The sequence below is a fragment of the Vibrio sp. 14G-20 genome (assembly GCF_026241515.1).
Taxonomy (GTDB): Bacteria; Pseudomonadota; Gammaproteobacteria; order Enterobacterales; family Vibrionaceae; genus Vibrio.
In genome coordinates, this window is the sequence record NZ_JAPHPW010000014.1 from 82,042 (window position 1) to 95,878 (window position 13,837).

Genomic DNA, 13,837 nt, shown 5'->3' on the forward strand with positions numbered 1-13,837 from the left:
GAAACTAAAAAGTCGACCAAAAGGTCGACTTTTTGTTACTTAAACTTTTCTCACTTAAGAAAGTTTGTTACTCACTCAACCAAAGTTCATCAATAAACCGTGATTAGCTGTTTTTACCACAGCATTGCTTGAACTTTTTACCACTTTCACATGGGCAAACATCATTGCGGCCGATATCTTTAAATGGATTCACGCTTTGGGACTTATTGCCCAACATAGCCTCATCCGCTGCCATTGCCACTTCTGAGATCATAAGATCGACTTGACCGATTAAATCGGCAAGCGATGGTGGATTGGTAAGTCCTGCAGCGATCATTTGTTGTTGAGTTTGCTCTTCATCAATCGCAAGCATCAAGGTTGTTAGGAGCGCTTGCAACATGCGTAGAGTGCCATCCGCGACGGTTACGCTCTGCCATTGCTCTTCAACTGTTGGCCAAACCATCATGAAGCCTTCAGAAAAATCGGCGAACTGCTCGTTAAAGTCACCTTCAACCAGTACGTCTCTCAGTAGATATTCATTACGCTGAATCAGGTTGTGTTGGCGGTTAATCTGTTCTGTCACCGTTGTTACCAGCTCTTTACCCGCTTCAGGCGCAACGATAGCTAGCCACTCTTCTGGATCAAGTGGCTTGGTCGCCAAATTAGAGGCAAGGATTGCACCTTCCATAAACTGCGGAGTAATGTCAGTGATTGATTCTGGTAGGCTTAATAATTGATATGTCATGAAAGCTCTAGATATTGGGCATTTTAGATATTATAACGCCATCCTCCCCAAGATGTCGCTATTAAGAGACGAAACCATCATTAAGACAGACACACCACACTCATAGTGACAATCCTGTAAGCAAACCGTACAATCACGCCTCGAATTTTTCGGTTCACTCAGTTTTGGTAAAGCAGCATGCGCGTAATACTCGGCCCTATGGAGGGCGTTCTAGACCACCTAATGCGTGAAATTCTCACAGAGATTAATGATTACGATCTCTGTGTGACAGAGTTTGTGCGCGTCGTGGATCAACTTCTTCCTCCGCATGTTTTCCACCGTATTTGCCCAGAGCTACATCAAGGCTCTCAGACCATGGCTGGTGTGCCAATCCACCTCCAGCTTCTAGGACAACACCCAAATTGGATGGCCGAGAATGCTTTTCAAGCTGCTAGCTTAGGTGCTAAAGGTATTGACCTTAATTTTGGTTGCCCAGCAAAAGCGGTAAACAAAAGTAATGGTGGGGCTTCACTGCTAAAAGAACCAGAGCTCATCTATCAAGTGGTGAACGCCTGTCGAGAAGCAGTACCTGCACACATTCCTGTATCCGCAAAGATTCGATTAGGTTGGGAGCATCCGGAAGAGTGCTTTGAAATCGTCGATGCCATCGAACAAGCCAAAGCTGACGAACTCACCGTGCATGCAAGAACCAAAGTTGGCGGCTATAAAGCCAGCGAAATCAAATGGGATTTCATCAATCAAATAAGAGAAAAAACGTCTCTGCCGTTGATTGCTAATGGGGAAATCTGGAACTATCAAGATGGTCAAGATTGCATAGAAGCAACAGGCGTCGATTCATTGATGGTCTGCCGTGGTGCTTTCAACATTCCAAACCTTGGTAACGTCGTTAAGCACAACCACCAGAAAATGCCGTGGGATAAAGTCATTGAACTTTTGCTGCGCTATTCAGAGTTTCAAATTAAAGGGGACAAAGGCATGTACTACCCCAATAGAGTGAAGCAGTGGTTTGTTTATCTAAGTAAAGGCTACCCTGAAGCAAACGAACTGTTTAAAGAAATTCGTACTTTCAAAAAGGCGCCGCCGATTGTAGAGCGCCTTCAGCGTTATCAAGAAGAACGCCGTCAACCTGTTTAAGATTAAAATACTCAACGCTTCGAACGTGTTTACTGGTGCAAATAAGCTTTGCTAGGCAGACACGTTCGCTTTCCCCTCTTTCCTTTTCCTTTTGATACAAAGCATCGATTCAATAACGTAGCTAAAATTCAAGACGGTCTTTACCCGTTGTCTTAGCCACGTACAGCTTTTCATCGGCGTACTTAAATATCTCATCGAAGTTAAGTTTACTTTGCTCAGTTTCAACAATGCAGACACCGCCAGATACTGTAAATCCATTTGGAATAATGTCGGCTGAAGTCGAACAAATCGCATTCTTCACTCGCTCTAATGTTCTCATCAAAGTTTCACGATCTTCGCCTTTCATGTAAACGACAAACTCTTCACCGCCAAACCGTGCTGCTACGTCACTGCTTCGTACACTGTTACTGATCTGACGCGACATATAACGAATCACATCATCACCCTTATCGTGGCCATAAGTGTCGTTAATTGACTTAAAATCATCGATATCAAAGACAGTTAAGGCAAACAGTTGATCGTGTTCTACACTGCGCCAGAACGCTTCTAAGCCACGACGATTCAATAACCCTGTCATAGGGTCTTTGGCTGCGAGATCTTTAAAGTAGCCACGTTCAATATTGGAATTGACGTAGAAAAAGATAGTTACTGAGAACAGATACACAATGATGGCAACAATAAGGCTGCCTTTCTCGTAGACGAAAAAATGCTCGACCTCTTTGGCAATATCCAATTCGTAATACATGGCATGATGGGATGCGACACCTTCGAGGTTAATCTCATGGTAAAAAGCCGCACTATCAATCGGCGCAGAACGAGTGGTATCGATAATATCTATCCGGCCAGCCAGATGCTCATTAGAGTTCTCAAGCAACCTACCAGCATTAATATCCACCGACAGCATCCCTTGGTGAACGCCTTTATGAAATACAGGGATGGTCATACTGATCATACGGTCAAGGGAATCAAAACGATAACCAGGGCCGGAGAGCGTAAGTTTGTCAGGATTGTTGGCGGTTTTCTGCCAATATGGACGACTCTTGATAGTCGAGAGCAACTCTTTACTCAATCCTTTAGCAAAATCTTCCGGCGAAGAAATCACATAGCCACTCGTATCAATAAAGTGTACGCCGTCGTGGTATTCATCAAGCTGAGATAAAAATGAAAGAATAGGAGCTAGAGCTATCTTTTCTGAGGCGCTCTTGTAGCTGTCACTGGTTTCGGAACACAAGGATTCTTGGCCGACCAGCATATAGTCGATATCGACAGAAGGAATGTCTGAAGTTTTACCATCCGCGAGGAGTAGCGCATCAATAGGCCAGATTTGGCAAAGCCCATCCACAACTTGTTTGTTGTGATCGAGAAAGAGAGGGTTTCCTGATTTGTAGTAGTTAGAGAAGCTGTAGTCTAAGGCTGTCACCACTTTTGTGGTTCGTTTGAACACCTCTTCAATACGTTGGAACTCGCTGCTGATGTCTTTCTTCACCAAATCAAAATGATTCTTTCCTGTTAGGCCAAGCAATATTGCGGCGATCACAGCTGGAAACCCAAAGATAAAGGTAAGGCTAAAATGCCTGTTTACTTTCATATAGTGTGCTCTTAGCGTTCAGCTATTTTCATTTACCCCATTAATATTATTGCATTAATTGTCATTTTCCTCGAGGTAAAAGAGTGTAAATTGATATGAATCGGACCTAATCCTTGAACAGCGAATTCCTTTTGAAAAACTAACCTCGCATTAAGTAAGGTTAGAAGATACAGTTTAAGTCATTATAAAATTCAACGATTTACTACATCAAAAATCTTCGCTTGTATCGCTGGAACGGTAATATCAACTGTACCATTAGCAATTGGTATGCCCTTTATTTCACTTGATAGCTCTACCAACTCTTCTAGCTCATGTCCAAGCATCCACACAGGCAAAGACAACGCCTTTTCACCTTGGGATAGGTTAAGCACGACCAGTGTTTTTTCGCCGTTCAGACTTCGGGCAAACACTAACGTCTTAGCATCACAATACATATCGAGATAGGCACCACTTTGTTTTCAGTAAGGCTGATTTCTCTCAAAATGCTCAAACGAGCCACCCATTTAAGAAAGGGGTATAAAATTTGGGATTGCGCCATCAGCGGCTAATGACCGCCCGATCAATCACAGACTGAGGCACTGTCACTCCCAACTCACGAGCAGCGTCTAGATTCACCACCAGTTTTGAACTTTGTGCTGTTTTAACGCTCAATTTTCCAGGCTTTTGTCCATTGAGAATAGCCGCTACATAATCCGCAGTTTGTACCCCAACGTCATAATAATCTAAACCCAAACCTGCAATAGCGCCTTTTCCTACATAAGATGTAGCGCCTGCGACGACTGGCGTATCAGCTTGGTTAGCCGCGTTGATAAGACCTTCCATGCCGCTTGCAACAGTATTGTCCGTTAAGGCGTAGATAACATCCGATTTCTTTGCCACTGATTCTGCTTTTGATTCCACATCATCAATGGTGAGTGCTCTTTCTGTGTAAAGAGTAAAACCAAAGTCTCGCGTCGCTTTCTTTAACAGTCCAACCAAGGCAACTGCATTTGCCTCTGCTGGGTTGTAAACAACACCGATTGAATTAGCTTCAGGGAGCAGTTCTTTGATTAATGACACATGCTGAGTGATCGGAGATAGGTCAGAAAGACCCGTGACATTTCGGCCCGGCTTTTCTAGCTGTTTGACCAGCCTAGCGCCGATAGGATCAGTTACCGCGGTAAACACGATCGGTATCGAACGGGTTGCCGAAACCAAAGCTTGAGAAGTTGGTGTCGCGATACCAACAAGTACATGTGGATTTTCACTGACGAGCTCTCTAGCAATCTTGGCTGCCTGAGCCGGGTTACCATTCGCCATTTCATAGGAAAATTCTAAGTTCTTACCGGGTTCATAACCCTTGGCTCTCAATCCTTCAAGAAGCCCTAGACGTGTCGCATTCAGATCTGGATGGTCAACAACTTGTGAAACCGACACTTTGGCAACGTTTGCCATTACATCGCCAGTCCATAGCAACATCAAGCAACTTAAAACCGCTGCCAATACCTTTCTTACAGAACTCATTATCGCTCCCTGAATCAAGCTCTACCCGTCATTACTCGCTCAAAGAGAACAACATCAAAATCACTATTGACATTATTACCAGTAACCATTGATAACTTGAAGTGATATTTAACAAAAATACAACAAGGCTCGAGTTATGTGAGAAAGGTTATATTGACTTCGGAGGAAGGTAAGAAACCAAGTGAATAAGGACAGGTAAGCTAAACGAAAAGTAAGCGAGGTAACAAAGAGAGGAGCAAATCTGAGAACGAGCTATCGATAATGTATGGCTGTTCTCAGACTAGAGGGAGAGATAAGACGACCTTTTAGAACCAACGTTCCATTGAAGATTTGTCTAGTTGACGAAATGCGCGATTCAAAATGATCGCCAACTCTTTGTAACGAGGGCGTGGTTTCATTGGTTCCAATGCAAAACCTGTTTCGCTGATCTTCTCGTGCAACTCTCGATACCAAGAAACCAATGCTGGCGGTAATTGAGTGTTCGAACGGTTACCTAACCACCACATGCCTTGAAGCGGTAAGCTGATCGCAAACAACGCCATAACCACAGCTTGCGGCATCGCATGATAATTGTTGAAGACCATTTGTGTAAGAATACTAATAGCAGCTATCGCTGGCATCACTTTCACACCAAAACGCGTGGCTTTAATGATGCGCTGTTCAGGGAAGATAGCGTTTAACTCTTTTCGAACAGGCCAGAGATCCATGTACTTTTGGCCATCTTTTAAACTGCTCGCTAAACCAACTCTATTACTCATGTGAGTCTCCCATTAAAAAAAAGTTGAAATCATCAACTAAAAACACAAAAATTTGACGAAAAATAATATTCTTTCAAATTTTTTTGTTATATTTGCACAATATCGCTATTATTTGCAGACCTCAATCTCATTGTTGCCCTTATTTACAATTTAAGCAACTTTGGGACGACTTCTGCAAGGAATGCAAAAGCCTCTTTTTCTGAAAAAGTGCGCTTTCACTTTAATACGGAAATTAACGTTTTTTTGACCAAGGTTAGTACGCAAGCCTATGTGCTTCGACTATTCTTGAGATTAATTTTCATCCTTAACTGATTTCGATCAGAAAAATAAACAGGTAGTCATTAATGTCTAAGCTAGTTTTAGTTTTAAACTGTGGTAGTTCTTCTCTTAAATTTGCTGTTGTTGATGCAGAAACAGGTGCTGAGCACCTAACTGGTCTTGCTGAATGTCTTGGTCTTCCAGAAGCTCGTATGAAATGGAAACTTGACGGCAAGCACGAAGCACAACTAGGTGCGGGCGCAGCTCACGTAGAAGCACTATCTTTCATGGTAGAAACTATTCTTGCTTCTAAGCCTGAGCTTAAAGCTAACCTTGGCGCTATCGGTCACCGTATCGTTCACGGTGGCGAGCAGTTCACTTCTTCTGCACTTATCACTGATGAAGTTCTTAAGGGTATTCAAGACGCTGCAACTTTTGCACCTCTTCACAACCCAGCTCACCTTATCGGTATCGAAGCGGCTCAACAGAACTTCCCTGGCCTACAAAACGTTGCTGTATTTGACACTGCGTTCCACCAAACAATGCCTTCTGAGTCTTACCTATACGCTCTGCCGTACAACCTGTACAAAGAGCACGGCATCCGTCGTTACGGCATGCACGGTACTTCTCACCTGTTCATTACTCGTGAAGTAGCTGGTCTACTAAACAAGCCAGTTGAAGAAGTTAACATCATCAACTGTCACCTAGGCAACGGCGCATCGGTATGTGCAATCAAGAACGGTCAATCTGTAGATACTTCTATGGGTCTTACTCCTCTTGAAGGTCTAGTAATGGGTACTCGTTGTGGTGACCTTGATCCTGCGATCATCTTCCACCTGCACGACGCTCTTGGTTACTCTGTTGAAGAAATCAACAACATGCTAACTAAAGAGTCTGGCCTAGCTGGTCTAACTGAAGTGACTTCTGACTGTCGTTTCGTTGAAGACAACTACGGTGAGAAAGAAGAAGCAACTCGTGCAATGGACGTGTTCTGTCACCGTCTAGCTAAGTACGTTGCTGGTTACACTGCAACTCTAGAAGGTCGCCTAGACGCAATCACTTTCACTGGCGGCATCGGCGAGAACTCTGGCCCAATCCGTGAAATGGTTCTTAACCGCCTAGGCATCTTCGGCATCGAAGTTGACAGCGAAGCTAACCTTAAAGCACGTTTCGGCGGCGAAGGTACTATCACTACAGCTAACAGCCGTATCCCTGCAATGGTTATCTCTACTAATGAAGAGCTAGTAATTGCTGAAGACACTGCGAAACTAGCAGGTCTTTAATTGATTTTCCTGACTAGCTTCACTCGAAGCTAGTCAGTTTTTCATATCAAGAAAATGGGGCTCAACTTCTATTCCTACCCCAATTTAAATATCGGTGGGAATAGCAGTTGAGCTTTTTTTATTTCCAATAGTTAAAGGTGTCCGTCAATGTCCCGTACTATTATGCTTATCCCTACAAGCGCTGGTGTTGGTCTTACTAGTGTTAGCATGGGTGTTCTTCGCGCTATGGAGCGTAAGGGCGTAAGTGTTTCTTTCTACAAGCCAATCGCTCAACCTCGTAGCGGTGGTAACCAACCAGATTTAACGTCTACTATCATCAGCGCAAACAGCGACATTAAGATTGGTGAGCCAATCGCAATGACTAAAGCTGAAGCTTTGATCGGTAGCGAAAAAATGGACGAGCTTCTAGAGTCTGTTGTTGAGCAATACAACAAGATCAACAAAGACGCAGAAGTAACGCTAATCGAAGGTCTAGTACCTACTCGTAAGCACCCATTTGCTAACCAAGTGAACGCGGAAATCGCTAAAACACTAGGTGCAGAGATCGTATTCGTTGCGACTCCGGGTACATACAACCCTATTCAGCTTAAAGAGCACATCGAAGTAGCATGTTCTAACTTCGGCGGCACTAAAAACAAGAACATCTCAGGCGTTATTATTAACAAACTGAATGCACCTGTTGATGAAGCTGGCCGTACTCGCCCTGACCTTTCTGAAATCTTCGATGATGCAGATAGCGCTCAACAAGCGAACCTTGAAGTAATGCAAATCTTCAACTCTAGTCCTATCCGTGTTCTTGGCTGTGTGCCATGGAGCATCGACCTAATCGCAACTCGTGCGGTTGATATGGCTAAGCACCTTAACGCTGAAATCGTTAACGAAGGTGAGATCTCAACTCGTCGTATTAAGAGCATCACTTTCTGTGCACGTTCTCTACCGCACATGATTGAGCACTTCAAACCAGGTTCACTGCTAGTAACTTCTGCAGACCGTCCTGACGTTATCGTTGCTGCGGCTCTTGCTGCGAAAAACGGTGTTGAGATTGGCGCAATCCTGCTTACTGGCGGTTACGACATTCCAGAAAGCATTGCTAACCTTTGTGCACCAGCATTCGCTTCAGGTCTACCGATCTTCAAGGCTCAAGGTAACACTTGGCAGACGTCTCTAAACCTACAGAGCTTCAACCTAGAAGTTCCTGCAGACGATAAAGAGCGTATCGAGTTCGTTAACGATCACGTTGCAAGCCACATTGATGGCCCTTGGATTGATTCTCTATCTGAAGGTACTCAAGGCATCCGTCGTCTAAGTCCACCAGCATTCCGTTACCAGCTAACTGAATTTGCTCGTAAAGCGGCTAAGCGCATCGTTCTTCCTGAAGGTGATGAGCCACGTACAGTTAAAGCTGCGGCTATCTGTGCTGAGCGCGGTATCGCAACGTGTGTACTTCTAGGTAACCCTGAAGAAATCCGTCGCGTTGCTGCACAGCAAGGTGTTGAGCTTGGCGCTGGCGTTGAGATCATCGATTCTGCATCAGTTCGCGAAAACTACGTAGCTCGTCTAGTAGAACTTCGTGGCGCTAAAGGTATGACTGAAGTTGTTGCTCGTGAGAAGCTAGAAGATTCAGTATTCCTAGGTACTATGATGCTTGAAGCTGGCGAAGTTGACGGCCTAGTATCTGGTGCTGTTCACACAACGGCGAACACAATCGTTCCTCCGTTCCAGATCATCAAGACTGCTCCTGATGCTTCTATCGTATCTTCAATCTTCTTCATGCTTCTGCCTGATCAAGTTCTTGTATACGGTGACTGTGCGATCAACCCAGATCCAACAGCTGAACAGCTTGCTGAAATCGCTATCCAATCTGCAGATTCTGCTGCGGCATTCGGTATCGACCCACGCGTTGCTATGATCTCTTACTCTACTGGTGAATCTGGTAAGGGTGCAGACGTAGATAAAGTACGTGAAGCAACGAAACTTGCTCAAGAGAAACGTCCTGATCTAGTGATCGACGGTCCTCTACAGTACGATGCTGCAATCATGGAAAATGTGGCCGCTTCTAAAGCGCCTAACTCTCCAGTTGCAGGTAAAGCGACAGTATTCGTATTCCCAGACTTAAACACGGGTAACACGACTTACAAAGCTGTACAGCGTTCAGCAGATCTAGTATCTATCGGTCCAATGCTTCAAGGTATGCGCAAGCCAGTAAATGACTTGTCTCGTGGCGCTCTTGTGGACGACATCGTTTACACAGTAGCTCTAACGGCTATCCAAGCAGACCAAGCTGCACAAGCTGAAGAAAAAGTAATTAACTAATTTTTCTTTTGTAGAAAGCAAAAACCCTAGATGTTTATCTAGGGTTTTTTTATGTCTGGAGTAAAGGAGCTACTTGGTAAGCCTAGCCTCGACCATGTGGTGATTCTAAGTCTAGCGCTGGTCCTTTGGGTACCACTTGAGTCGGATTAATACCTGTGTGGCTGTAGTAGTAGTGACGCTTGATATGATAGAAATCGGTCGTCTCTTTAATCCCCTCTATTTGGTACAACTCTTTTAAGTAACCTTGAATGTGTGGGTAGTCGGCAATTCGCTGCTTATTACACTTAAAATGCCCAACATAAACCGCATCAAATCGAACCAGAGTAGTGAACAAGCGCCAATCCGCTTCTGTAATCTCGCTGCCCGCTAAATAGCGATGTTCGCTAAGGTGCGTATCTACTTTGTCTAGGGCTTCAAACAAGGCGTCATACGCTTCTTCGTAGGCTTCTTGTGTTGTCGCAAAGCCGGTTCGGTATACGCCGTTGTTGATGTTTGGGTAGATATAATCATTCCACTCATCAATCTTCTTGGACAACTCCCACGGATAGTAATCATCGGTGTTACCTGTTAACTCATTAAATTCTGAGTTGAACATGCGGATAATTTCAGAGGACTCATTACTCACGATGGTGTTGGTTTTCTTGTCCCATAGCACTGGAACCGTTACTCGGCCTGAGTAGTCAGGTTTGGCTTGAGTATAGATTTGGTGCATACGAGTATGACCGAATAGAGGTTCAGGTAACCCCATTTGCCACCCTTCACTCATCATGTCTGGGCAGACTACCGTCACATCAATATGATCGGTTAGATCTTTAAGCTCTCGGAAGATAAGAGTTCGGTGCGCCCAAGGGCAAGCTAACGATACGTATAGATGGTAACGACCACTTTCTGGTTCAAATTGCACTCCAGCTTTGTTCTCGATCCAACTGCGAAAACCCGCATCTTCACGAACGAACTTACCACCGCTTTCTTTGGTGTCGTACCACACATCATGCCAAACACCTTCAACTAACTTACCCATATCCAAACCTCTGTCATCCAAAATTTTTTATACCAATCACAGTAAGTAAATGTTCAGAAATAGCGCAGAGAAAAGGCTTGAGAACAAGGAAGAATTTTTCTGTTAGTAGTTATTCTACAATCAAAAATTCTAACGCCGTTATCGAACGTTTTAGCAAGCTAGGATGAGCAGTTATTTACTACGATTGGTATTAGTATAAAAAAAACCAACTTTTTCAAAACTAGAAGAAGTTGGCTTAGTTGTTCGAATTATTTGAAGAAGCTTATTAAATATGGAGCTTTAGATACAAAAAAAGCGCAACTCATAAAAAAGTTGCGCTTAAGCCTGTCACAGGCTGAACCGTTTTAAATGGGTTCTAGACTTGTACGTGCAAGCAAGATACTGCGTGTACGTCATCGCCTTGAATGGTTGGCTTGGTTTGCGCGCAGGCCTCGGTTGCTTCAGGGCAACGAGTACGGAACACACAACCTGATGGTGGATTAATTGGTGATGGGAGATCACCCTCCAGCATCTGAATCGTTTTGCTGCGCTCTAAGCGTGGGTCTGGAATCGGAACTGCAGACATCAATGCTTTGGTATATGGGTGTTTAGGATCTGAGAACAAGGCATCTGATTCACCTAGCTCAACAGCATTACCTAAGTACATCACCAATACACGGTCAGAGATGTGTTTCACAACCGACAAATCGTGCGCGATGAATACCAAGGACAAACCTAACTCTTTCTGTAGTTCCATAAGAAGGTTAACTACTTGAGCTTGGATAGATACATCCAGAGCAGAAACCGGCTCATCACAGATGATCATCTTAGGCTTCAAGATAAGTGCACGCGCGATACCGATACGTTGACACTGACCACCAGAGAATTCATGTGGGTAACGGTTGATTACGTTGGGTAGTAGACCAACCTTTGCCATCATCTCTTTAACTCGATCTTTCACTTCCTGTTTAGAAAGCTCAGGATAGAAAGTTTGTAGAGGCTCAGCAATGATATCTCCAACTGACATACGTGGGTTAAGCGATGCTAGCGGGTCTTGGAAGATCATCTGAATCTCTTTACGAGTCTCACGACGCTTCACTTCCTGCATCTTAGTCAGGTCTTGACCTAACCACATAACCTCGCCTTCAGTTGCCTCAACTAAACCAATAATTGCACGCGCAAATGTTGATTTACCACAGCCAGACTCACCTACTACACCCAGAGTCTCACCTTCGTAAAGGTGAACATCCACACCATCAACCGCTTTAAGATTTGATGGTTTCGCCCAAGGCCAAGCAGACTTAGCCGCAATGCTAAAATGAACCTTAAGGTTTTTAATATCTAATAGTAATTCTTTACTCATTTTGTCCAAGTCTCCCAATCAGAAAAACAAGCACGCTGGCGATCTTTCGCAAATGGCTGCAAAATTGGTGCTTCTTGCTTACAACGGTCCATTACACGGTGACAACGGTCTTGGTAAGGACAACCGGTTGGTAGGCGAAGTAAGTTAGGTGGGTTACCTGGAATCGTCGGTAGAATTTCACCTTCGGTATCCAAACGAGGAATCGCTTTAAGCAGGCCTTCCGCATAAGGGTGGCTAGGCTCATAGAAGATTTCATCTACTGTGCCGTATTCCATGGTACGGCCAGCGTACATCACTAGAACTTTGTCACAAGAACCGGCAACTACACCCAAATCATGGGTGATCATGATGATTGCTGTATTGAACTCATCTTTAAGCTCGTTAAGCAATTCCATGATTTGCGCTTGAATGGTTACATCCAACGCCGTTGTTGGTTCATCAGCAATCAGTAGCTTTGGACGACATAACAGAGCCATTGCGATCATCACACGCTGACGCATACCGCCAGAAAATTCATGTGGATACATGGTAATACGTTTACGTGCCTCAGGGATTTTCACCGCTTCAAGCATGCGTACTGATTCTTCAAACGCTTCTGCTTTACCCATGCCTTTATGCAGCATAAGTACTTCCATCAACTGATCACTTACTTTCATGTAAGGGTTCAGTGAGGTCATTGGATCTTGGAAGATCATCGCGATCTGTTCAGCGCGAACTTTGTTCAGTGCTTTCTCAGGTAGATTGAGAATCTCATTACCTTCAAACTTTGCACTGCCTGAGATGATGCCGTTCTTAGCCAGCAGTCCCATCAGTGCAAATACCGTTTGAGATTTACCCGAACCCGACTCACCAACAATACCCAGCGTTTCGCCTTGGTTGAGTGAGAAGTTCAGGTCGTTTACTGCGGTTACCGTACCATCTTGTGTGGTAAATTCGACGCGCAGATCTTTGACATCTAATAAGCTCATTATTGCTTCCTTAATCTTTTATAGCTTTTAATTGCTATTTCGTTATCTGTCTTTTGGATCAAGCGCGTCGCGCAGACCATCACCTACGTAGTTAAAGCAGAACAGCGTAACTACCATGAAGGCCGCAGGGAATGTTAATTGCCAGATTGCAACTTCCATTGTTTGCGAACCTTCTTGAAGCAATGCGCCCCAGCTCGTCATAGGCTCTTGAACACCAAGACCAAGGAAAGATAAGAATGATTCTGTAAGGATCATGCTTGGAATAAGCAGCGTAGAGTAAACCGCTACGATACCCAGTACGTTCGGTACGATGTGACGTGTAATGATCTTCCATTTGCTTACACCACATACGTGTGCAGCTTCAATGAACTCTTTACTACGTAAACTCAACGTTTGACCACGTACAATACGCGCCATATCTAGCCAAGCAATCGCACCAATAGCAACGAAGATTAGGACTATATTACGACCAAAGAACGTTACCAGTACGATTACTAGGAACATGAATGGTACTGCGTACAAAATCTCTAGGATACGCATCATCACTCGGTCAGTACGACCGCCGATGAAGCCTGAAGCTGCACCGTAAAGCGTACCAATCAGTACCGCTACGAAGGCACCCATCACACCAACCATCAATGAGATGCGGCCACCAACAAGAGTACGAACGTACAAATCACGACCTAAGCTATCAGTACCAAACCAGTGATCCGCATTCGGACCAACGTGCATTGCGTACCAATCAGTATCGTCATAAGTGTACTGAGCCAGCATTGGTAAGAAGATAACTGCCAGTACCATAAGCGTAAGAATGAACAGGCTCACCATTGCAGCTTTGTTTCGCATGAAACGAATGCGCGCATCCTGCCACAAACTACGACCTTCAATCTCTAAGCTCTCAGAGAACTTTTCGATCGCTTCTAAATTTTCTTTTTTCTTCAACAT

At 44.3% G+C, this 13,837-nt stretch carries 12 protein-coding genes; 3 read left to right on the forward strand and 9 right to left on the reverse strand.

All coding sequences use genetic code 11. From position 1 onward, the window contains the following. Positions 1–103: 103 nt before the first annotated feature. Entirely contained in the window at positions 104–724 is a 621-nt protein-coding gene (locus OQJ75_RS14005) for a YecA family protein (RefSeq protein WP_265973251.1), read from the reverse strand. Between the two features lie 177 nt (positions 725–901). Between OQJ75_RS14005 and dusC the strand changes: the two genes are divergently transcribed. After that, the gene (dusC, locus tag OQJ75_RS14010; RefSeq protein ID WP_017069187.1) at positions 902–1,858 is read left to right on the forward strand and encodes a tRNA dihydrouridine(16) synthase DusC; all 957 of its coding nucleotides are present in this window, start codon (positions 902–904) and stop codon (positions 1,856–1,858) included. Positions 1,859–1,979: 121 nt separating this feature from the next. Here dusC and OQJ75_RS14015 read toward each other — a convergent pair whose 3' ends face one another. From OQJ75_RS14015 to yfbV, 4 genes are all read right to left on the reverse strand, one after another. After that, on the reverse strand, positions 1,980–3,446 hold the full coding sequence (locus OQJ75_RS14015; RefSeq protein WP_265973248.1) for a GGDEF domain-containing protein: 1,467 nt from the start codon (positions 3,444–3,446) through the stop codon (positions 1,980–1,982). A 191-nt stretch (positions 3,447–3,637) separates the two neighbouring features. Beyond that, positions 3,638–3,880, reverse strand: coding sequence for an alpha-glucosidase C-terminal domain-containing protein (locus OQJ75_RS14020; RefSeq protein WP_265973246.1), 243 nt, complete (start codon positions 3,878–3,880; stop codon positions 3,638–3,640). A gap of 103 nt (positions 3,881–3,983) precedes the next feature. Next, positions 3,984–4,949, reverse strand: a complete 966-nt coding sequence (locus tag OQJ75_RS14025; RefSeq protein ID WP_265973244.1) for an ABC transporter substrate binding protein — start codon at positions 4,947–4,949, stop codon at positions 3,984–3,986. A gap of 305 nt (positions 4,950–5,254) precedes the next feature. Next, positions 5,255–5,707: a terminus macrodomain insulation protein YfbV gene (gene yfbV, locus OQJ75_RS14030; protein ID WP_017084030.1), complete on the reverse strand. Its 453-nt coding sequence runs from the start codon at positions 5,705–5,707 to the stop codon at positions 5,255–5,257. A 344-nt stretch (positions 5,708–6,051) separates the two neighbouring features. Between yfbV and OQJ75_RS14035 the strand changes: the two genes are divergently transcribed. Further along, entirely contained in the window at positions 6,052–7,248 is a 1,197-nt protein-coding gene (locus tag OQJ75_RS14035) for an acetate kinase (RefSeq protein WP_004734016.1), read from the forward strand. Between the two features lie 147 nt (positions 7,249–7,395). Beyond that, on the forward strand, positions 7,396–9,561 hold the full coding sequence (pta, locus tag OQJ75_RS14040) for a phosphate acetyltransferase (protein WP_265973241.1): 2,166 nt from the start codon (positions 7,396–7,398) through the stop codon (positions 9,559–9,561). 82 nt (positions 9,562–9,643) lie between these two features. Here the strand turns inward: pta and OQJ75_RS14045 are convergent, their stop codons facing one another. From OQJ75_RS14045 to oppC, 4 genes are all read right to left on the reverse strand, one after another. Next, a complete protein-coding gene (locus OQJ75_RS14045) occupies positions 9,644–10,582 on the reverse strand; it encodes a glutathione S-transferase family protein (protein WP_265973239.1) in 939 nt (312 codons plus the stop codon). Between the two features lie 355 nt (positions 10,583–10,937). Further along, on the reverse strand, positions 10,938–11,924 hold the full coding sequence (gene oppF, locus OQJ75_RS14050) for a murein tripeptide/oligopeptide ABC transporter ATP binding protein OppF (protein ID WP_004734019.1): 987 nt from the start codon (positions 11,922–11,924) through the stop codon (positions 10,938–10,940). Then, the gene (locus tag OQJ75_RS14055) at positions 11,921–12,892 is read right to left on the reverse strand and encodes an ABC transporter ATP-binding protein (protein ID WP_004734020.1); all 972 of its coding nucleotides are present in this window, start codon (positions 12,890–12,892) and stop codon (positions 11,921–11,923) included. Before OQJ75_RS14055 ends, oppF begins: the two co-directional genes overlap by 4 nt. Positions 12,893–12,934: 42 nt before the next feature. Then, positions 12,935–13,837, reverse strand: a complete 903-nt coding sequence (oppC, locus tag OQJ75_RS14060) for an oligopeptide ABC transporter permease OppC (protein WP_017062173.1) — start codon at positions 13,835–13,837, stop codon at positions 12,935–12,937.

Excerpts from the sequence above, each read along its gene's own strand:
- OQJ75_RS14020 (WP_265973246.1), bottom strand. The coding sequence starts at position 3,880 with ATGTATTGTGATGCTAAGACGTTAGTGTTTGCCCGAAGTCTGAACGGC.
- dusC (WP_017069187.1), top strand. The coding sequence starts at position 902 with ATGCGCGTAATACTCGGCCCTATGGAGGGCGTTCTAGACCACCTAATG.
- OQJ75_RS14005 (WP_265973251.1), bottom strand. The coding sequence starts at position 724 with ATGACATATCAATTATTAAGCCTACCAGAATCAATCACTGACATTACT.
- OQJ75_RS14055 (WP_004734020.1), bottom strand. The coding sequence starts at position 12,892 with ATGAGCTTATTAGATGTCAAAGATCTGCGCGTCGAATTTACCACACAA.
- oppF (WP_004734019.1), bottom strand. The coding sequence starts at position 11,924 with ATGAGTAAAGAATTACTATTAGATATTAAAAACCTTAAGGTTCATTTT.
- oppC (WP_017062173.1), bottom strand. The coding sequence starts at position 13,837 with ATGTTGAAGAAAAAAGAAAATTTAGAAGCGATCGAAAAGTTCTCTGAG.
- OQJ75_RS14035 (WP_004734016.1), top strand. The coding sequence starts at position 6,052 with ATGTCTAAGCTAGTTTTAGTTTTAAACTGTGGTAGTTCTTCTCTTAAA.
- OQJ75_RS14045 (WP_265973239.1), bottom strand. The coding sequence starts at position 10,582 with ATGGGTAAGTTAGTTGAAGGTGTTTGGCATGATGTGTGGTACGACACC.
- pta (WP_265973241.1), top strand. The coding sequence starts at position 7,396 with ATGTCCCGTACTATTATGCTTATCCCTACAAGCGCTGGTGTTGGTCTT.
- OQJ75_RS14025 (WP_265973244.1), bottom strand. The coding sequence starts at position 4,949 with ATGAGTTCTGTAAGAAAGGTATTGGCAGCGGTTTTAAGTTGCTTGATG.
- yfbV (WP_017084030.1), bottom strand. The coding sequence starts at position 5,707 with ATGAGTAATAGAGTTGGTTTAGCGAGCAGTTTAAAAGATGGCCAAAAG.
- OQJ75_RS14015 (WP_265973248.1), bottom strand. The coding sequence starts at position 3,446 with ATGAAAGTAAACAGGCATTTTAGCCTTACCTTTATCTTTGGGTTTCCA.